This window comes from Serratia sp. CY81684 (genome assembly GCF_052166595.1).
GTDB lineage: Bacteria > Pseudomonadota > Gammaproteobacteria > Enterobacterales > Enterobacteriaceae > Serratia > Serratia nematodiphila.
Window position 1 is genome coordinate 1,304,403 of the sequence record NZ_JBJNOO010000001.1, and the last position, 18,976, is coordinate 1,323,378.

Annotated in this window: 20 protein-coding genes and 1 other annotated feature (1 of these 21 running past the window's edge); of the genes, 13 read left to right on the forward strand and 7 right to left on the reverse strand. The window is 58.3% G+C overall.

Annotated elements, in window-relative coordinates:
- The first annotated feature begins 175 nt into the window (after positions 1–175).
- Positions 176–736, forward strand: a complete 561-nt coding sequence (locus ACJ8QF_RS06485; protein WP_004931453.1) for a YniB family protein — start codon at positions 176–178, stop codon at positions 734–736.
- Between the two features lie 35 nt (positions 737–771).
- On the opposite strand, the gene ACJ8QF_RS06490 is transcribed toward ACJ8QF_RS06485, so the two are convergent.
- The 6 genes from ACJ8QF_RS06490 to ghoS form a co-directional block, all read right to left on the reverse strand.
- Positions 772–1,641: a fructosamine kinase family protein gene (locus ACJ8QF_RS06490; protein ID WP_004931452.1), complete on the reverse strand. Its 870-nt coding sequence runs from the start codon at positions 1,639–1,641 to the stop codon at positions 772–774.
- 237 nt (positions 1,642–1,878) lie between these two features.
- Positions 1,879–2,733 carry a metal ABC transporter permease gene (locus tag ACJ8QF_RS06495; RefSeq protein WP_076740287.1) on the reverse strand — a complete coding sequence of 285 codons (855 nt, stop codon included), beginning with the start codon at positions 2,731–2,733 and terminating at the stop codon, positions 1,879–1,881.
- The gene (gene yfeC / locus ACJ8QF_RS06500) at positions 2,733–3,593 is read right to left on the reverse strand and encodes an iron/manganese ABC transporter permease subunit YfeC (RefSeq protein WP_015377686.1); all 861 of its coding nucleotides are present in this window, start codon (positions 3,591–3,593) and stop codon (positions 2,733–2,735) included. The genes ACJ8QF_RS06495 and yfeC overlap by 1 nt, the downstream gene beginning before the upstream one ends.
- Positions 3,593–4,483 (reverse strand): manganese/iron ABC transporter ATP-binding protein, encoded by an 891-nt coding sequence (locus tag ACJ8QF_RS06505; RefSeq protein ID WP_004931446.1) that lies wholly within the window; start codon positions 4,481–4,483, stop codon positions 3,593–3,595. The genes yfeC and ACJ8QF_RS06505 overlap by 1 nt, the downstream gene beginning before the upstream one ends.
- Positions 4,480–5,424, reverse strand: a complete 945-nt coding sequence (locus ACJ8QF_RS06510; protein WP_031300483.1) for a metal ABC transporter substrate-binding protein — start codon at positions 5,422–5,424, stop codon at positions 4,480–4,482. Before ACJ8QF_RS06510 ends, ACJ8QF_RS06505 begins: the two co-directional genes overlap by 4 nt.
- Positions 5,425–5,554: 130 nt before the next feature.
- On the reverse strand, positions 5,555–5,854 hold the full coding sequence (gene ghoS, locus ACJ8QF_RS06515; RefSeq protein ID WP_015377688.1) for a type V toxin-antitoxin system endoribonuclease antitoxin GhoS: 300 nt from the start codon (positions 5,852–5,854) through the stop codon (positions 5,555–5,557).
- 109 nt (positions 5,855–5,963) lie between these two features.
- Between ghoS and ACJ8QF_RS06520 the strand changes: the two genes are divergently transcribed.
- The 6 genes from ACJ8QF_RS06520 to ACJ8QF_RS06545 all read left to right on the forward strand — a co-directional run bounded on the left by ACJ8QF_RS06520 (position 5,964) and on the right by ACJ8QF_RS06545 (position 13,620).
- A complete protein-coding gene (locus ACJ8QF_RS06520; protein ID WP_004931439.1) occupies positions 5,964–6,629 on the forward strand; it encodes a transglycosylase SLT domain-containing protein in 666 nt (221 codons plus the stop codon).
- Between the two features lie 307 nt (positions 6,630–6,936).
- Positions 6,937–7,662 (forward strand): gluconate 2-dehydrogenase subunit 3 family protein, encoded by a 726-nt coding sequence (locus ACJ8QF_RS06525; RefSeq protein ID WP_442537367.1) that lies wholly within the window; start codon positions 6,937–6,939, stop codon positions 7,660–7,662.
- Positions 7,663–7,664: 2 nt separating this feature from the next.
- Positions 7,665–9,446: a GMC family oxidoreductase gene (locus ACJ8QF_RS06530; protein ID WP_074054384.1), complete on the forward strand. Its 1,782-nt coding sequence runs from the start codon at positions 7,665–7,667 to the stop codon at positions 9,444–9,446.
- Positions 9,447–9,458: 12 nt separating this feature from the next.
- A complete protein-coding gene (locus ACJ8QF_RS06535) occupies positions 9,459–10,796 on the forward strand; it encodes a c-type cytochrome (protein ID WP_074054383.1) in 1,338 nt (445 codons plus the stop codon).
- 256 nt (positions 10,797–11,052) lie between these two features.
- Entirely contained in the window at positions 11,053–12,336 is a 1,284-nt protein-coding gene (locus ACJ8QF_RS06540; RefSeq protein WP_171453889.1) for an HAAAP family serine/threonine permease, read from the forward strand.
- A 150-nt stretch (positions 12,337–12,486) separates the two neighbouring features.
- Positions 12,487–13,620 carry an ABC transporter substrate-binding protein gene (locus tag ACJ8QF_RS06545; protein ID WP_049186298.1) on the forward strand — a complete coding sequence of 378 codons (1,134 nt, stop codon included), beginning with the start codon at positions 12,487–12,489 and terminating at the stop codon, positions 13,618–13,620.
- Between the two features lie 37 nt (positions 13,621–13,657).
- On the opposite strand, the gene ACJ8QF_RS06550 is transcribed toward ACJ8QF_RS06545, so the two are convergent.
- A complete protein-coding gene (locus ACJ8QF_RS06550) occupies positions 13,658–14,344 on the reverse strand; it encodes a MarC family NAAT transporter (protein ID WP_004931428.1) in 687 nt (228 codons plus the stop codon).
- A gap of 442 nt (positions 14,345–14,786) precedes the next feature.
- Here ACJ8QF_RS06550 and ACJ8QF_RS06555 point away from each other — a divergent pair, with 442 nt between their 5' ends.
- The 6 genes from ACJ8QF_RS06555 (at position 14,787) to pheM (ending at position 18,970) form a co-directional block, all read left to right on the forward strand.
- Positions 14,787–15,410, forward strand: coding sequence for a hypothetical protein (locus ACJ8QF_RS06555; RefSeq protein WP_048323154.1), 624 nt, complete (start codon positions 14,787–14,789; stop codon positions 15,408–15,410).
- Positions 15,411–15,628: 218 nt separating this feature from the next.
- Positions 15,629–17,557: a threonine--tRNA ligase gene (thrS, locus tag ACJ8QF_RS06560; RefSeq protein WP_004931421.1), complete on the forward strand. Its 1,929-nt coding sequence runs from the start codon at positions 15,629–15,631 to the stop codon at positions 17,555–17,557.
- Positions 17,558–17,560: 3 nt separating this feature from the next.
- Positions 17,561–18,112 carry a translation initiation factor IF-3 gene (infC, locus tag ACJ8QF_RS06565; protein ID WP_048233542.1) on the forward strand — a complete coding sequence of 184 codons (552 nt, stop codon included), beginning with the start codon at positions 17,561–17,563 and terminating at the stop codon, positions 18,110–18,112.
- A 98-nt stretch (positions 18,113–18,210) separates the two neighbouring features.
- Positions 18,211–18,408, forward strand: a complete 198-nt coding sequence (gene rpmI / locus ACJ8QF_RS06570) for a 50S ribosomal protein L35 (protein ID WP_004931418.1) — start codon at positions 18,211–18,213, stop codon at positions 18,406–18,408.
- 43 nt (positions 18,409–18,451) lie between these two features.
- A complete protein-coding gene (rplT, locus tag ACJ8QF_RS06575) occupies positions 18,452–18,808 on the forward strand; it encodes a 50S ribosomal protein L20 (RefSeq protein ID WP_004931417.1) in 357 nt (118 codons plus the stop codon).
- Positions 18,809–18,921: 113 nt separating this feature from the next.
- Positions 18,922–18,976, forward strand: a sequence feature (Phe leader region); it runs 68 nt beyond the window's last position.
- Complete coding sequence (pheM, locus tag ACJ8QF_RS06580; protein WP_121626058.1) at positions 18,926–18,970, forward strand: pheST operon leader peptide PheM; 45 nt, start codon at positions 18,926–18,928, stop codon at positions 18,968–18,970. Its footprint overlaps the feature before it by 45 nt.

Genomic DNA, 18,976 nt, shown 5'->3' on the forward strand with positions numbered 1-18,976 from the left:
GGCTAAACGGATAACGTTATCTCTTCAATGATAGTGCCCCGATGTCGTTAAGCAGTTGATTTCGGCGAATTCGGCTAAGCTTGTAGCACAGCGGGAATGAAGAAAACGGTGGGCGAGTTTCGCCAACTGCAGGTAGACTTAGCCGATTCGGTTACGTCGCTAACAAGGGGAACACATGACGTATCAACAGGCCGGGCGTATCGCCATTTTGAAACGCATTCTCGGATGGGTGGTTTTTATCCCGGCGTTGCTGTCGACGCTGATTTCCGTGCTGGGCTTTATCTATCAGCACAGTGAAAAAACCAAGGGCATCAACGCAGTGATGCTGGATTTTGTCCACGTGATGGTGGACATGGTGCGTTTCAATACGCCGTTCCTGAACCTTTTCTGGTACAACTCGCCGGTGCCGGACGTGGATAAAAGCCTGTTCAGCGGCGCCAATTTGATGTTCATCATCATCTATATATTGATCTTCGTCGGGCTGGCATTGCAGGCTTCCGGCGCGCGCATGTCGCGCCAGGTCAAGTTCATTCGCGAAGGACTGGAAGATCAGATGATCCTGGAGCAGGCCAAAGGCAGCGAAGGGCACACGCGTCAGCAACTGGAGGAACGCATCACGCTGCCGCACCACACCATTTTCCTGCAGTACTTTCCGCTGTACATCCTGCCGATCGTGATTGCGGTGATCGCCTGGTTCGTGATCCGCCTGTTGGGGCAGTTGGCCGGCGCGGCCTGAACCATGAACGGGGCGCCGCTCGGCGCCCCGGAACGTTATGACGCTTCCGGCTGCAACAGCGCCTCCACCGCACGTTGCGCAGCCACCAAATGCTGGCCGCCGAACAGGTTGCTGCGGTTGAGCAGGTAGTACAGCTGATACAGCGGCTGGCGCTCGATAAATCCGGCCCCCAGCGGCCACACGCTCTGATAGCCGTCGTAGATCTGCGGCGGCAGCTCCGGATACAGCGGCAGCATCGCCAAATCGCACTCTCGGTCGCCCCAGTAGCTGGCCGGATCGAACAGTATCGGCCCGTGGGCGGTCATCGCGCAGTTGCCCGGCCACAGGTTGCCGTGCAGCAGGGAAGGCTGCGGCTGGTGGTGCTGCAAGCGCAGATAGACCCGATCGACGATGTCGTCGATGTCGCCGAAGGTCATGCCTTTTTCCGCCGCCAGCTGCAGCTGCCAGCCGATGCGCTGCTCGGCGAAGAATTCCGACCAGCGGCGTTGCCAGGCGTTGGGTTGCGGGGTGGTGGTCAGATCGCTGTCGAAGTCGAGACCGAACTGCGGTTGCTCGCTCCACTGGTGCAAATGCGCCAGCTGTTGGCCCAGGCAGTAGGCGCCGTGAGCGTCGAGGGGTTTCAACTGCTGATACTCCAGCAGCAGGAAGCTGTAGTCGCGATCGCTGCCGACGCCGTACACTTCCGGCACCCGCACGCTTTTGCTGCGCGCCAGCAACGCCAGCTGATCGGCCTCGGCGGTGAATATCGGCAGTTGTTCACGGGCGTCGCATTTCACGAACACCTCGTTGTCACCGTAACTCACGCGCCACGCCGGGTGAATGTCGCCCCCGGGCAGTTCAATCCTTTCGCGTATCTCTGCGCTGCCAAGATGTTCACTTAACAGACGGCTAACGGCTTGCCACATGGTATGTCCCCCTCTGTGCTGCCTGATAATTCATTAGGTTAGCGTCTTTCCCGTGGTGAAAACACGACGCGGCGCACAGCCGGCGTCAAAGGCGGCGATTTTTTCAACGCCTCGCCAGCTCAAAGTATATACCCTATTGATTAATTTAAGCGCAATACCGGTTGCAACTTGATGACAACGGATAAGCGAGGGGGAGGAGAGGATGCGGCGGGGAGCACCGCCGCATCAGAGGGGCGTTTAACTGCCAATGGGGGCGTTTGGGTTACCCTGTAACGGACGCAATTTACTGTATAACAAGGCGATAACGAACAACGCGGCCTGTACGATGACGATGCAGGGGCCGGTGGCGCCGTCGATGTGGAAGCTGATCAGGGTGCCGAGCACGCAGGAGAACACCGACACCACCGTCGCCACCATCAGCATGCGGTCGAAGCGGCGGCACAGCATAAAGGCGATGATGCCGGGGGCGATCAGCATGGCGATCACCAGGATCACCCCCACGGCCTGCAGCGAGGCGACGATGGTCATCGCCAGCAGGCACAGTAATCCGTAGTGCAGCAGCTTGACGGGCAGGCCAATCACCCGCGCATGGTGCGGATCGAAGCAGTACAGCATGAAGTCTTTGCGCTTGAGCAGCACCACCGCCAGGGTGATGCCGGCGATCAGCAGGGTTTGCTTCAGTTCGCCGTCGGTAATGCCCAGCATGTTGCCGAACAGAATGTGGCTCAGGTGCTGGTCGGTATCGATGCGCGAGAACAGCACCAGGCCGAAGGCGAACATGCCGGAAAAGACGATGCCCATCACCGTGTCCTCTTTCACCCGGCTGTTCTCTTTCAGGTAGCCGGTGGCTACCGCGCAAAAAATGCCGGAGAGGAAGGCGCCGATCGCCAGCGGGATGCCGACCACGAACGCCACTACGATGCCGGGCAAGACGGCGTGCGAGATGGCGTCGCCCATCAGCGACCAGCCCTTGAGCACCAGATAGCAGGAGAGCACGGCACACACCACGCCGGTAACGATGGCTGCGACGATCGCCCGCTGCATGAACGGGTAGGCGAAGGGTTCGCTGAGCAGTTGATACAGGGTGTCCATCAGCGGCCTCCGGTTTGCGAATGTGCCACGCGGCGCCGGGATGCCAGCAGGCCGTGTTTCGGCGCGAAGAAGAACGCCGCCAGGAATACCAGCGTTTGCAGGGTGACGATCACCCCGCCGGTGGCGCCGTCGAGGAAGAAACTCAGGTAGGCGCCGATGCCGCTGGTCAATGCGCCGATGATGATGGCGATGATCACCAGCCGGCTGAATCGGTCGGTCAGCAGGTAGGCGGTGGCGCCCGGCGTGATCACCATGGCGATCACCAGAATGGCGCCGACGGTTTGCAGCGCGGCGACGGTGCAGGCGCTGAGCAGGGTGAAGAACAGGATCTTCAGCTTCAGCGGCGACAGGCCGATCGACACCGCGTGGCTTTCGTCGAAGAACACCGCCAGCAGATCTTTCCACACCAGGCACAGGATCAGCAGCGAAACGCCGATGATGATTTCCACCTGCAGCACGTCTTCGTCGGCGATGCCGAGGATATTGCCGAAGATGATCGACTGTACGTTGACCGAGGTGGGGTTGAGCGACACGATCAGCAGGCCGACGGCGAAGAAGGTGGAGAAGATAAAGCCGATGATGGCGTCTTCGCGCAGCCGGGTGATGTGGCGCACCAGCGTCATCGCCAGCGCCGCCAGCATGCCGGTGAAGAAGGCACCGGCGGCGTAGGGCAGGCCGAGGGCGTAGGCGCCGGCCACGCCGGGCACCACCGAGTGCGACAGCGCATCGCCCATCAGCGACCACCCTTTCAGCATCAGGTAGGCGGACAGGAACGCGCAGGCGGCGCCGACGATGGCGCTGACCCAGATGGCCTTCACCATGTAGTTGTAACTGAAAGGTTGCAGCAGAAGGTCCAGCATCAGGATTGTTTCTCCCTGGCCTGGCTGTTGGCCGGCGGATCGCTTTTGGTGTGGCCGTAGAACACCGCCGGGCGTTCATCGTCGGTCAACACCGTGACGGTGCGCGGATCGTTGTCGTCGTGCAGATCCGGGCCGGAAAGGTTGATATGGCGCAGCACGCCGCCGAACGCCTGCTCCAGGTTGCTCTGGGTGAAGGTGGTTTCGGTCGGGCCGGCGGCCAGCACCGTGCGGTTGATGAGGATCACCCGATCGCAAAACTCCGGCACGCTGCCGAGGTTGTGGGTGGAGACCAAAATGAGATGGCCCTCGTCGCGCAGCGCGCGCAGCAGCTCGATAATCGCATTCTCGGTTTTCACATCCACGCCGGTGAAAGGCTCATCCAGCAGCAGCACCGTGCCCTGTTGCGCCAGCGCGCGCGCCAGAAATACGCGCTTCTTCTGGCCGCCGGACAGCTCGCCGATCTGCCGGCCGCGCAGCTCGCTCAGGCCGACGCGCTCCAGCGCCTTGTCGACCCGCAACCTGTCCTCACGTGACGGAATGCGCAGGAAGTTCATCTTGCCGTAGCGGCCCATCATTACCACGTCCTCCACCAGCACCGGGAAGTTCCAGTCGACGTCTTCGGTCTGCGGCACGTAGGCGATCAGGTTTTTTTTCAGCGCGTCCGCCACCGGCTTGTCGCTCAGCGACACCTGGCCGGCGGTGGGCCTGACCAGGCCCATGATGCTTTTGAACAGCGTCGATTTGCCGCTGCCGTTGACGCCGACCAATGCGCAGATCGAACCGCCGCTCAGGGTAAAGCTGGCGTTGTGGATGGCGGTGTGCCCGTTGTTGTAGGTTACGGTGACGTCGTCCACGTTCAACTCAGGGCGGACAAACGGTTCATGGGTCATTGATCGAATCCTTTGGCGATGGTTTGCACGGTGGTGTTAAGCAGGTCGATGTAGGTCGGCACCGGGCCATCGCGGGTGGACAGCGAGTCCACGTACAGCACGCCGCCGTATTTGGCGCCGGTTTCTTTCGCCACCTGCCTGGCCGGCTTGTCGGAAATGGTGCTCTCGCTGAACACCACCGGAATATGGTGGGCGCGCACGGCGTCGATCACCCGGCGCACCTGCTGCGGCGAGCCTTGCTCATCGGCGTTGATCGGCCACAGATAAACCTCTTTCAACTGATAGTCCTGCGCCAGGTAGCTGAAGGCACCTTCACTGGTCACCAGCCAGCGCTGTGCGGCCGGAATGCGCGCCAGGCGTTCGCGCAGCGGGGCGTCCAGCGCGCCGATTTTCTCTGCGTAGGCCTTGGCGTTGCGGTTATAGGTTTCCGCATTGGCCGGATCGTGCTCCACCAGCGCCTTGCGGATATTCTCGATATACACCAGCGCGTTGCTTGGCGACATCCAGGCATGCGGGTTCGGGTTGCCGTTATAGGGCCCTTCGCGGATCGGCAGCGGGGTAATGCCTTCGGTGACTACCGCCGCCGGCACCTGTTTGATGTTTTCGAAGAAACGCTGGAACCAGCGCTCCAGGTTCATGCCGTTCCACAGGATCAGGTCGGCGTGCTGTGCCTTGACGATGTCGCGCGGAGTCGGTTGATAGTCGTGGATCTCGGCGCCCGGCTTGGTGATGGATTCCACCACGGCGGCGTCACCGGCCACGTTCTGGGCGATATCCTGAATGATGGTGAAGGTGGTCACCACGCGCAGCTTTTTTTCCGCCAGCGCGTTTTGGCTGACCAAGGCGGCGCCGAGCAGCAGGCAGGCGAGCATGAAAGGGCGTAACAATGCGGCAGAGCGGGAAGGGCGACTGCGACGAAAAGCGCAACTTATCAATGGCATGATGACGTCTCCTGGTTCAAATGAAAATGATTATCAATATCAATTGAAGCGAAGTCAAGCGCCACTTGCCCACCGCCGGCGGGGTATTTCTCCAACTGAAAAATAATACCGTCCGGGGAGTTATAGCATTTTATGTATCAGTATGTAACCGCTGAAGGTAGTCCTCACAGCTGCATATCGCCACCTCCGGCTGTTTTCCCAATGCCAACTGCCCGAACCCCTGCGCCAGGCGCAGTACATCCTCTTGATCCAGCACGGTTATGAACGCAAAACTGTTGCTGCCGAGTTCGTGGTGAACGCCATTTTCGTCTGTCACCGACGTGACAAAACCCTCGCGCGTCAATTGCCCGGTCAGCTTGGCCAGGTCGGTTAATCCCTCTTCCTGATAGCGAAAAGTCACCACAAAGCAGCTTGTTGCAGATTGACTCATAAATCACCTCTTGGTATATGGATAGCTTGAGATTAGCCCAAAAAATTACTGCAGGTGTCCTTACAAGTTGTATATGCTACGCAACTCATTGAAAGGAGTGAGGGATTCTGTGAAAACAAAAATAGGTTGCCTTACGGCAATTTTACTTTTGTCGGGGTGCGCCAAAGACCCGCAAACGGCAAGCAATATTTCAGGCAGTGGCACAACGCGCGGCGGTTGGTTAAAACCCCCTCCGCAGGCACCGGTAAACCGCACGGGCACCCCGGTTGCTTATAACGATTACATTCGTCAGGCGGCCAGCAACTATGGCGTTGACGAAACGCTGATTAAAGCGATTATTCAGGTGGAGTCCGGGTTTAACCCGAACGTGGTCAGCACCTCGAACGCAGTGGGATTGATGCAGCTTAAGGCTTCTACCGCCGGCCGCGACGCCTATCGCATGAAGGGACGAAGCGGGCAACCCAGCTCGCGTGAGCTGAAGGATCCGGCGGTCAATATTGATCTGGGAACGGCCTATATCAATATTCTTCAAAGCCAGCAGCTAGCCGGAATCAACAATCCACAGACTTTGCGTTACGCCACCATCGTTTCGTACGTGAACGGGGCGGGCGCCATGTTGCGCACCTTCTCTTCGGACAAGCGCGTGGCGGTCAATCGCATCAATCAGATGAGCCCGGATGAGTTTTATCAGCACATCCAGAAAAAGCACCCGGCACCGCAGGCGCCGCGCTATTTGTGGAAGGTGACCACCGCCTATCAGGCGATGTCGCAGTAGCCCTTCATCCTGTCGAATCGGCCGCAAAACGCGGCCGATTTGCTTTCCGTTGTCGCTTTAGAGCGCGACACACCTCTCATTTTTCGTTATTTCCTCACCGCTTATCGAAAAAACCGCACAAAAAGTTAAATTTACGTTAGCAGATAAATCTTTACGTTCATTCAATAAGTTACCGGTAACATTTTTGCTTTTGCGCGCATTCTGACCTTCAATAAATATACAAATAAGTAACAAATTATTTTAAAAACCCGTATCGATCGCAAGGTTGCGGTTAAATAGTTGTGACTATCTTTGGATGGAATGTGACATGTCGAATCATAAAACCAACAATTCGCGGCGCGATTTCTTGTTGAAATCGATGACCTTAATTCCTGCGGCGGTAATTGGTGGCAGCGGCGTTGGCGCGCTGACGGCACCGACACCGGCGGTCGCTGCCTCGAACAATTCAACGCAGAACGATTACCAACCGACCTTTTTCACCCCGGAAGAGTGGGCCTTCATCAAGGCCGCCGTCGCGCGCCTGATCCCGGCCGACGATCGCGGCCCCGGCGCGCTGGAAGCCGGCGTGCCGGAGTTTATCGATCGTCAGATGAACACACCGTACGCCACCGGCTCCATCTGGTACATGCAGGGGCCGTTCAACCCCGATGTGCCGAAGGAGATGGGCTATCAGCTGCCGCTGGTGCCCAAGCAGATCTACAATCTCGGCATCGCTGACGCCGACGCCTACAGCAAAAAAACCGCCGGCAAGCCCTTCGCCGAACTGGATGGCGCGCAGCAAGACGCCATGCTGCAAAAGTTCGAATCCGGCGAGGCGGAATTCCAGCAGTTGCCGTCGAAACTGTTCTTCTCCTATCTGCTGCAAAACACCCGTGAAGGTTTCTTCAGCGATCCGATCCATGGCGGTAACAAAGACATGGTTGGCTGGAAGCTGATTAATTTTCCGGGCGCGCGCGCCGATTTTATGGACTGGGTTGAGCGAGGGGAACGTTATCCCTTCCCACCGGTATCGATTCGTGGGGAGAGGGGCTAATCATGGCAACGGTAATGAAAAAAGTAGACGCGGTGATCGTCGGCTTCGGCTGGGTGGGCGCGATCATGGCCAAAGAGCTGACCGAGGCCGGCCTCAACGTGGTGGCGCTGGAGCGCGGCCCGATGCGCGACACCTATCCGGACGGTTCTTATCCGCAGGTGATCGACGAGCTGACCTATAACATCCGGCGCAAACTGTTCCAGGATCTGTCGAAAAGTACCGTCACCATTCGCCACAACAGCAGCCAGACTGCGGTGCCTTATCGCCAGCTGGCGGCGTTCCTGCCGGGTACCGGCGTCGGCGGCGCCGGCCTGCACTGGTCGGGCGTGCATTTTCGCGTCGATCCGATCGAACTGCGCATGCGCAGCCACTATGAAGAGCGCTACGGCAAAAACTTCATTCCGAAGGACATGACCATCCAGGACTTCGGCGTGACCTACGACGAGCTGGAACCGTTCTTCGATAAAGCGGAGAAAGTGTTCGGCACTTCCGGCACCGCCTGGACCATCAAGGGGCAGAAAGTGGCGCAGAAGGGCGGTAACCGCTTTGCGCCGGATCGCTCCAGCGACTTCCCGCTGCCGGCGCAGAAAAACACCTACTCCGCCCAGCTGTTCGAGAAAGCGGCGCTGGAGGTGGGTTACCACCCTTACAACCTGCCGTCCGCCAACACCTCGGACTCTTACACCAACCCGTACGGCGCGCAGATGGGTCCATGCAACTTCTGCGGTTTCTGCAGCGGCTACGCCTGCTACATGTATTCCAAAGCCTCGCCGAACGTCAACATCTTGCCGGCGCTGCGGATGGAGAAACGCTTCGAGCTGCGCACCAACGCCAACGTGCTGAAGGTCAACCTGACCGATGACAAGTCCCGCGCCACCGGCGTGAACTACGTCGATGCGCAGGGCCGCGAGATTGAACAGCCGGCCGATCTGGTGATCCTGGGCGCATTCCAGTTCCACAACGTGCACCTGATGCTGCTGTCCGGCATCGGCAAGCCTTACGATCCGGTGACCGGCGAAGGCGTGGTCGGGCGCAACTTCGCCTACCAGAACATGACCACCATCAAGGCGTTCTTCGATAAAGACGTGTTCACCAACCCGTTCATCGGCGCCGGCGGCAATGGCGTGGGCGTGGACGACTTCAACGCCGACAACTTCGATCATGCCAAAGAAGGCTTCGTCGGCGGTTCGCCGTTCTGGGTCAACCAGGCGGGCACCAAGCCGATCTCCGGCCTGCCGACCCCGCCGGGCACCCCGGCCTGGGGCAGCAAGTGGAAAGCGGCGGTGGCGGATGCCTACACCCATCACGTCTCGATGGACGCCCACGGCGCGCACCAGTCGTACCGCAACAACTATCTGGATCTCGATCCCAACTACAAGAACGTGTTCGGCCAGCCGCTGCTGCGCATGACGTTCGACTGGCAGGAGAACGACATCAAAATGGCGCAGTTCATGTACGACAAGATGGCGCCGATCGCCAAGGCGATGAACCCGAAACTGATCGCCGGCAGCCCGAAAAACGCCAACAGCCATTTCGATACCACCAGTTACCAGACCACCCACATGAACGGCGGCGCGGTGATGGGGGAAGATCCGAAGACCAGCGCGGTAAACCGTTATCTGCAGAGCTGGGACGTGCACAACGTGTTCTCGATCGGCGCATCGGCCTTCCCGCAGGGGCTGGGCTACAACCCGACCGGCACCGTGGCGGCGTTGGCTTACTGGTCTGCCCGCGCCATTCGCGAGCAGTATCTGAAAAACCCAGGCCCATTGGTGCAGGCATAAGGACGGCGAACGATGAAAGCATTTGTACCGGCACTGGTTCTCAGTGCAGTGAGTTTTTCCGTTTGGGCGCAGGACGCCACCGTCAGCAGCGAGCTTATCAAGCGCGGTGAATACCTGGCGCGCGCCGGGGACTGCGTGGCCTGCCATACCGACGGCAAGAGCGGCAAGACCTTCGCCGGCGGTCTGGCGATGGAGACGCCGATCGGCACCATCTACTCCACCAACATTACGCCGGACAAGAAAACCGGCATCGGCGATTACAGCTTCGAGGATTTCGACAACGCGGTGCGTAAGGGCGTAGCCAAAAACGGCAGCACGCTCTATCCGGCGATGCCGTACCCGTCGTTCGCGCTGGTGAAAGAGGACGACATGCGCGCCATGTATGCCTATTTCATGCACGGCGTGCAGCCGGTGGAGCAGGCCAACAAGGACTCCGACATCCCGTGGCCGCTGTCGATGCGCTGGCCGCTGAGCATCTGGCGCGGTATGTTCGCGCCGTCGCCGGCGGACTTCGTCGCCGACGCCAAGGCCGATCCGGTGATTGAGCGCGGCCGCTATCTGGTGGAAGGCCTGGGCCACTGCGGCGCCTGCCATACCCCGCGCAGCATCACCATGCAGGAAAAAGCGCTGAGCAACAGCGACAGCGACGACTACCTGTCCGGCAGCAACGCGCCGATCGACGGCTGGGTCGCTTCCAGCCTGCGCGGTGACCGTAAGGACGGCCTGGGCAGCTGGAGCGAAGCCGAACTGACCGAGTTCCTGAAAACCGGCCGCAACGACAAGGCGATCGTGTTTGGCGGCATGAGCGACGTGGTGGAACACAGCCTGCAATACCTGAGCGACGACGATCTGACCGCCATCGCACGCTACCTGAAATCGCTGCCGCCGAAAGACGGCAAGCAGCAGGCGGCGCCGGTCGAAGACAGCGTGGCCAAGGATCTGTGGCGTGGCGACGACAGCAAGCCAGGCGCGGCGTTGTATGTCGATAACTGCGCGGCCTGCCACCGCACCGATGGCGTGGGCTACAAGCGCGCCTTCCCGTCGCTGAAGGGCAATCCGGTGGTGCAGACCGAGGACGCGACCTCGCTGATCCACATCGTGCTGACCGGCAACACCACGCCGGCGGTGCAGGGTGCGGTATCCAACATCACCATGCCGCCGTTCGGCTGGCGTCTGAACGATCAGCAGGTGGCGGACGTGGTGAACTTCATCCGTTCCAGCTGGGGCAACAGCGCCAAGCCGGTGAGCGCCTCCGACGTGGCCGACGTGCGTAAAGACCGCTCGATGATCCGCGACGAGAAGGAGATGGGCAGCGCCGAGGTGCCGGACCATCCGGACGCGAAGAAGTAAACCGTTTAAGGGCTCCGCAAGGGGCCCTTAGTTTTTCTGCTGTCGCCTGCTTTTTCAGCAGATTGTGTTCGCAAATCGTTCATTCAGCCGATAAAACATAGACCCGCAGCGGATTTTTCATTATCCTTTGCCGTCCTTTCATCAGGCGTAAGTATGAAATATCGCTTTAATTCACTGATTATTATTAAAAAACTCGCGGAGAAGGATATCCCGTTAGGCGCAATCGTTGTCGCCGCAGATTAAGGTAGACTGTCTCATGAGTACGATTTCTCCCGATTCAGGCACGCTGACGGCCGCTCAGCCTGCCAAATGGAACAAAACCGACACCGTCTGGATGTTCGGTCTCTATGCGACTGCGGTGGGCGCCGGTACGTTGTTCTTGCCGATCAACGCCGGCCTGAACGGCCCGCTGGTGTTGCTGTTGATGGCGCTGTTCGCTTTCCCGCTGACCTATTTGCCGCACCGCGCGCTCAGCCGCTTCGTGCTTTCCGGTTCCAGCCGCGACGGCAACATTCACGATGTGGTGGTGGAACACTTCGGCGTGCTGGCCGGCAAAATCATCATGATGCTGTATCTGATGGCGTTCTTCCCGATCGTGCTGGTGTACAGCATTTCGATCACCAACGCGCTGGACAGCTTCCTGATCCATCAGTTCCACGTGGCCCCGCTGCCGCGCATCTGGCTGAGCCTGGCGGTGGTGGTGGTACTCAATCTGGTGCTGCTGCGCGGCAAAGACAGCATCGTGGCGGCGATGGGCATGCTGGTGTTCCCACTGCTGGTGTTCCTGATGGGCATTTCGCTCTATCTGATGCCGAGCTGGAATACCGCCAACTTCGTGCACGGCCTGGCCGCCACCCGCTTCGACACGCCGGGGTTGTGGCATTCGCTGTGGCTGGCCGTGCCGGTGATGGTGTTCTCCTTCAGCCATGCGCCGATCATCTCTTCCTTCGCCTCGACCCAGAAGAGCCTGTACGGCGACAAGGCGGAACGCCGCTGCGCGCGCATCATGCGCTATAGCTATGTGCTGATCTGCGTTACCGTGCTGTTCTTCGTGTTCAGCTGCGTGCTGAGCCTGTCTCATGAAGACATGCTGCAGGCGAAAGAGCAGAACATCACGGTGCTGACTACGCTGGCCAACAAGTTCTCCAACCCGCTGATCGCCTACCTTGGTCCGGTGATGGCGATGCTGGCGATGGCCAAATCCTATCTCGGCACTTCGCTGGGGGTGACGGAAGGGGCGACCAGCCTGATCGACGGCGTCACGCGCGCGGTCGGCAAGCCGCTCAGCTCGCGCATGACGCACCGCATCTCGGCGGTGTCGCTGTTCCTGCTCACCTGGGCGGCGACGGTGTGGAACCCCAGCGCGCTGCATATCATCGAAACCATCAGCGGCCCGCTGATTGCCGCCATCCTGTTCATTCTGCCGATGTACGCCGTGCGTGCGGTGCCGGCCATGCGCCAGTACCGCGCGGCGAGCAACGTATTCGTGCTGGTGATGGGCCTGATTGCGCTGTCGGCGCTGATCTACGGCCTGATGTGATCCCCTGGGCGCGCCGCTTCCGGCGCGCCTCTTATCCTTCCTTTACACATCCCTTTGCAATTAATCGCCGACATGCCGGGCGTTATCTTTGATAATGCAAGCCATTCTCATTAGTATTTTCTGAATGTATTCATGACTAAGGAGTTTTTCGTGCACCGTCGAATCACTTTGCCGGCGCTGGTTTGCGCCGCCTTGCTCGCCTCTCCGGCGATGGCCACCACTTATCCGCTGACGCTGACCGACACGTCCGGCCAGACGATCACCCTCCAGCAAGAGCCGAAACGCATCGTGGTGCAGGACGGGCGCGACATTCTCACGCTGGCGCTGCTCGATCGCGCCAATCCGTTCGGCCGGCTGGTGGCCTGGAATAACCTGCTGAAGAAAAGCGATGCGGCGACCTGGGATATCTTGCAGAGCAAATGGCCGGGGGCGAAAAACATCATCGATATGGGATTCAGCGATAAGGGTGAAGTGAACCTGGAGAGCGTGATCGCCAAGCGGCCCGATCTGATGATCGCCCAGCTGCGCTCCAAGCCTTCGCTGAGCCAAACCGGCGTGCTGGATAAGCTGAAGGCGCTGAACGTGCCGGTGCTGTTCATCGATACCATGCTCAAGCCGGTGGAGAACACGCCGAAAAGCGTGACGCTGCTGGGGGAAACCCTCAACCGCGAAAGCGAAGCCAAGCAATATACCGATTATTATCAGCAGCATTATCAGGCCATTCTGGCCAAAACGCAGGCGGTGGAGCCCAAACCGCGGGTGTTTTTCGAGGCCAAGGCTGGCCTGAATGGGCTGGAGTCCTGCTGCTTCACCCATGCGCACGTCGGCTGGGGGGCGCTGGTCGAGGCGGTCGGCGCGCGCAACATCGGCTCTGCGCTGTTGCCGGGCGCCACCGGCGACGTGGCGCTGGAAAAAGTGATCGCCATGAAACCGGACGCCTACATTGTTTCCGGCTCACAGTGGGCCAGCAAGACCAACGCCGCGGTGCCGTTCGGCTATGGCGTGACGCAGCAACAGGTGGATGAGGCTTTCAACCGCATGAAACAGCGCCCGGGCTTCGCGCAGGTGTCGGCGGTGAAAGAGGGGCGGTTCTACGGCATCTACCATAATTTCTACAACCATCCGTACAACATCGTGGGGCTGGAGTATCTGGCGAAGTTTATCTACCCGGCGCAGTTCCCGGATCTGGATCCGGCCAAGACCTACAGCGAGATCCTCAGCCGCTTTACCGAAGTGCCGGAAGGCAAGGGCATTTTGGGCGCGCAGGCGCCGATGGGGAAATAACGGCAACGGGCGCGACGATCGCGCCCGTTTTGTGTGATCAGGCGGCCGGCGTATAGGTGGAGATGATCTCCAGCACGCCGTTGATAATGAACTGTACCCCCATACACACCAGCAGGAAGCCCATCAGGCGCGAGATCGCCTCGATGCCGCTTTTCCCCACCAGGCGCATGATGGCGCCGGAGCTGAGCAGGCAGCCCCACAGGATCACCGCGACCGTCAGGAAGATGGCGACCGGCGCCACGGCCAGCACCCAGGGTTCAAAACCCAGCGTGTTCGCTTTGACGCTCGACGCCGAGCTGATGATCATCGCGATGGTGCCCGGCCCGGCGGTGCTCGGCATGGCCAACGGCACGAAGGCGATGTTGGCCGATGTCTTGTGGCGCAGCTCGTGCGACTTGCTCTCCACCTCCGGCGCCTCATCGGCGCTTTGTTGCGGGAACAGCATGCGGAAACCGATGAAGGCGACGATCAGGCCGCCGGCGATGCGCAGGCCAGGGATCGAAATACCGAAAGTGTTCATCACCACCTGCCCGGCGTAAAACGCCACCGTCATGATGCAGAACACATAAACCGAGGCCATCAGCGACTGCTGATTGCGCTCTTCGCGCGTCATATTACCGGACAAGCCGAGCAGCAACGCCACCGTGGTCAGCGGGTTGGCCAGCGGCAACAGCAGCACCAAACCCAGTCCGATGGCCTGGAATAACTGCAAAATACCCGTCATAAAGTAGACTCCCTGTGCAACGTTCAGGCCGCCAGGCGGCGGCCTACGAGCTAAACAGCCTAGCCTGCCGCGTGCCTGGCGGCAATGGGGATAGCTCGTAACGTTAATTAACCGTCGGCCGGCGTTTCATCATTGCCGTTGCACTCGCCGGCGAGCTCAGGTTCATCCTCACATCCCAACGGGGCGTCGTTGACCGCAATCGCCCGCGGCGCCGAACGCGCACCAAAATGCATCAGCCCCTATAACGTCGTTAATACCGCGCACCCATGATGAGCGCAGGCTGAAAAACGAGCGGCGCTCAGAAAAAATGCACAATTTTTGTGTTTTATGGCCTTTTTCGCCGCAATTGGCCGGTAAAGGCCGACGTTCAGCACCAATTGCTACACCCCGCAGGCTCAGCTGCCTACCATAGGCGCGCTTTAAAACGATAATGAGATTGATTATGCAAGACGAGTTGAAACTTTTACTGGGGAAAATCAGCGCATTCGCGCTTTCCGCCGCCTTCATGGCGGCATTGGTCGGCCTGGTGTTTATCGATGTGCACTGGTTGCATAACTTCGTGCATGAAACCTCGCTGACCGAAGCGGCGCAGGAACTGTTGCTGCTCGCCATCGCCGGCGGTTTTTTCGCCGCGGCCTGGCGGCAGGCGGAACGCCGCTCCGCCTGGATGCTGGTCGGCGGCTTCTTTCTCTGCATGCTGATCCGCGAGATGGACTTCGCTTTCGATGCGTTGTGGCACGGCGCCTGGGTGTGGTTCGCGCTGGCGGTCACCTTGGTCTGTCTATGCCATGCCGCCAGGCACATTGCGGCGACGGTGCGCGGCCTGGCCGATTTCGTGACGCATCCCGGCTACGGCATGATGTGCGCCGGTCTGCTGTGCATTCTGGTGTTTTCACGCCTGTTCGGCATGAGCGCGCTGTGGCAAACGCTGATGCTGGATGGTTACAACCGGGTGGTGAAAAACATGGTGGAAGAGGGCTGCGAACTGCTGGGCTACGGCCTGTGCCTGCTGGCCACCCTCAGCTACATGAAGACCGTTTTTGCGCCGAATGAAGCGAAAGTGTGAGGGCGGCGGCGCTTTATTTATCCGGAACAATTTTAGTGATACTATTCGCTTAGCCGAATGCGGCTGAGAAGGTATGCGTTCCATTCTGTATACCCAGTGAGGTTTCAATCTGGCAATTGTGGGCGAGATCTGAAACCTGGCTGACCAAACCCAAAATCCAATTTTCGTACTGCATGTGATCTGTCGTGTGGGTCACCACTGTAGATAAGGAATTATTAATGCCTGTTATTACTCTTCCTGACGGTAGTCAGCGTCATTTCGACCACCCCGTTTCCCCGATGGATGTCGCGCGCGATATCGGCCCTGGCCTGGCGAAAGCCTGTATCGCCGGTCGCGTCAACGGCGAGCTGGTTGATGCCGGCGATCTGATCGAATCGGATGCGCAGTTGGCCATCATCACCATCAAAGACGAAGACGGTCTGGAAATCATGCGCCACTCCTGCGCGCACCTGCTGGGTCATGCGATCAAGCAGCTGTGGCCGGATACCAAAATGGCGATCGGTCCTGTTATCGACAACGGTTTCTATTATGACGTGGATATCGACCGCACCCTGACGCAGGAAGACCTGGATCTGCTGGAAAAGCGGATGCACGAGTTGGCCGATAAGGATTACGACGTCATCAAGAAGAAGGTCAGCTGGCAAGAAGCCCGCGACACCTTCGCTGAGCGCGGCGAAATCTATAAAGTGGCGATCCTGGATGAGAACATCAGCCATGACGATCGTCCTGGCCTGTATCACCACGAAGAATACATCGACATGTGCCGCGGCCCGCACGTGCCGAACATGCGTTTCTGCCACCATTTCAAGCTGCAGAAAACCTCCGGCGCTTACTGGCGCGGTGACAGCAAAAACAAAATGCTGCAGCGTATCTACGGTACCGCCTGGGCAGACAAGAAGCAGCTGAACGCCTACCTGCAACGCCTGGAAGAAGCGGCCAAGCGCGATCACCGCAAGATCGGCAAACAGCTCGATCTGTATCACATGCAGGAAGAAGCGCCGGGCATGGTGTTCTGGCACAACGACGGTTGGACTATCTTCCGCGAGCTGGAAGCCTTCGTGCGCATGAAGCTCAAAGAGTACCAGTACCAGGAAGTGAAAGGTCCGTTCATGATGGACCGCGTGCTGTGGGAAAAAACCGGCCACTGGGAAAACTACAAAGACGCCATGTTCACCACCGCGTCGGAAAACCGCGAATACTGCATCAAGCCGATGAACTGCCCGGGTCACGTGCAGATCTTCAACCAGGGCCTGAAGTCGTACCGCGATTTGCCGCTGCGCATGGGCGAATTCGGCAGCTGCCACCGCAACGAGCCGTCGGGCTCCCTGCACGGCCTGATGCGCGTGCGCGGCTTCACGCAGGATGACGCCCACATCTTCTGTACCGAAGAGCAGGTGCGCGCCGAAGTGAACGAATGCATTCGCATGGTCTATGACGTGTACGGCACTTTCGGTTTCGACAAGATCGCCGTCAAGCTGTCGACTCGCCCGGAAAAACGCATCGGCACCGACGACATGTGGACCCGTGCGGAAGAAGACCTGGCCGCCGCGCTGACCGAGAACGGCATTCCGTTCGAGTACCAGCCGGGCGAGGGCGCCTTCTACGGACCGAAAATTGAATTTACCCTGCATGATTGTTTGGATCGCGCATGGCAATGTGGTACCGTGCAGCTCGATTTCTTCTTGCCGGGCCGTTTGGGCGCTTCGTATGTTGGCGAAAACAACGATCGCGTCGTGCCGGTAATGATTCACCGCGCCATTTTGGGCTCCATGGAACGCTTCATCGGTATCCTGACCGAAGAATACGCCGGGTTCTACCCGACCTGGATCGCTCCGGTGCAGGTGGTGGTGATGAATATCACCGACAGCCAGTCTGATTACGTCCAGCAATTGACCAAAAAACTGCAGGATGCAGGTATTCGCGTGAAAGCGGACTTGAGAAATGAGAAGATTGGCTTTAAAATTCGCGAACATACTTTACGTCGAGTCCCTTACATGTTGGTGTGCGGCGACAAAGAGGTCGAAGCCGGCAAAGTTGCCGTTCGTACCCGCCGTGGCAAAGACCTGGGAAGCCTGGACGTAAACGAAGTCGTAGACAAGCTGCTGAAAGAGATTCGCAGCCGTAGTCTTCATCAACTGGAGGAATAAAGTATTAAAGGCGGAAAACGAGTTCAACCGGCGCGTCCTAATCGCATTAACAGAGAAATTCGCGCGCAAGAAGTTCGCCTAACCGGCGTCGATGGCGAGCAGATTGGTATTGTCAGTCTGAATGAAGCTCTTGAAAAAGCTGAGGAAGCGGGCGTTGATTTAGTAGAAATCAGCCCAAATGCCGAACCGCCAGTTTGCCGAATCATGGATTACGGCAAATTCCTCTACGAGAAGAGCAAGTCGACGAAAGAACAGAAGAAGAAGCAAAAAGTTATTCAGGTCAAGGAAATCAAATTCCGTCCTGGCACCGATGATGGCGACTATCAGGTCAAACTACGCAACCTGATTCGCTTTCTGGAAGATGGCGATAAAGCCAAAATCACCCTGCGTTTCCGTGGGCGTGAGATGGCGCACCAGCAGATCGGTATGGAAGTGCTTAACCGCGTCCGTAAAGACCTGTGTGAAGATATGGATCTGGCAGTGGTCGAATCCTTCCCTACGAAGATCGAAGGCCGCCAGATGATTATGGTGCTCGCTCCTAAGAAGAAACAGTAAGGCTTACAAGTAATGGAACCCGCGCGGCGCTTGCGCTGTGTGGGTTTTATTCGCCCAACTGATTCGTTGTTTAACAATGCGAAGTGGATTTAATTAAAATGCCAAAGATTAAAACTGTACGTGGTGCAGCCAAGCGCTTCAAAAAAACCGGCAGCGGTGGTTTTAAGCGTAAACATGCCAACCTGCGTCATATTCTGACCAAAAAAGCAACCAAGCGTAAACGTCACCTGCGTCCGAAAGGCATGGTGTCTAAAAACGATCTGGTCTTGGTTACCGCGTGCCTGCCGTACGCATAAGCCATTTTTTTTGAATTTAGAATAAGACTTTAGGAGAGAGCATATGGCTCGCGTAAAACGTGGTGTAATTGCACGCGCACGTCACAAGAAAATCATGAAGCAGGCGAAAGGCTACTACGGTGCCCGTTCGCGCGTATATCGTGTTGCCTTCCAGGCAGTAATCAAAGCAGGTCAGTATGCTTACCGTGACCGTCGTCAACGTAAGCGTCAGTTCCGTCAGCTGTGGATTGCACGTATCAACGCAGCTGCTCGTCAGAACGGTCTGTCTTACAGCAAGTTCATCAACGGCCTGAAAAAAGCCTCGATTGAAATTGACCGTAAGATCCTGGCTGACATCGCAGTCTTCGACAAAGTGGCCTTCGGCGCACTGGTTGAGAAAGCGAAAGCAGCTCTGGCGTAAGTCAGTAGAAGAGGGAGCTTGCTCCCTCTTTTAATCTTTGTTTTCAGCGACAAATATTGACTTTTATTGCCCGCCGCTATATCACTGGTGGACAATTATCGACAAGGTACCGCAATCATGCACGCAGCTATTTTTCGTTTCTTTTTTTACTTTAGCGCCTGATTTCAG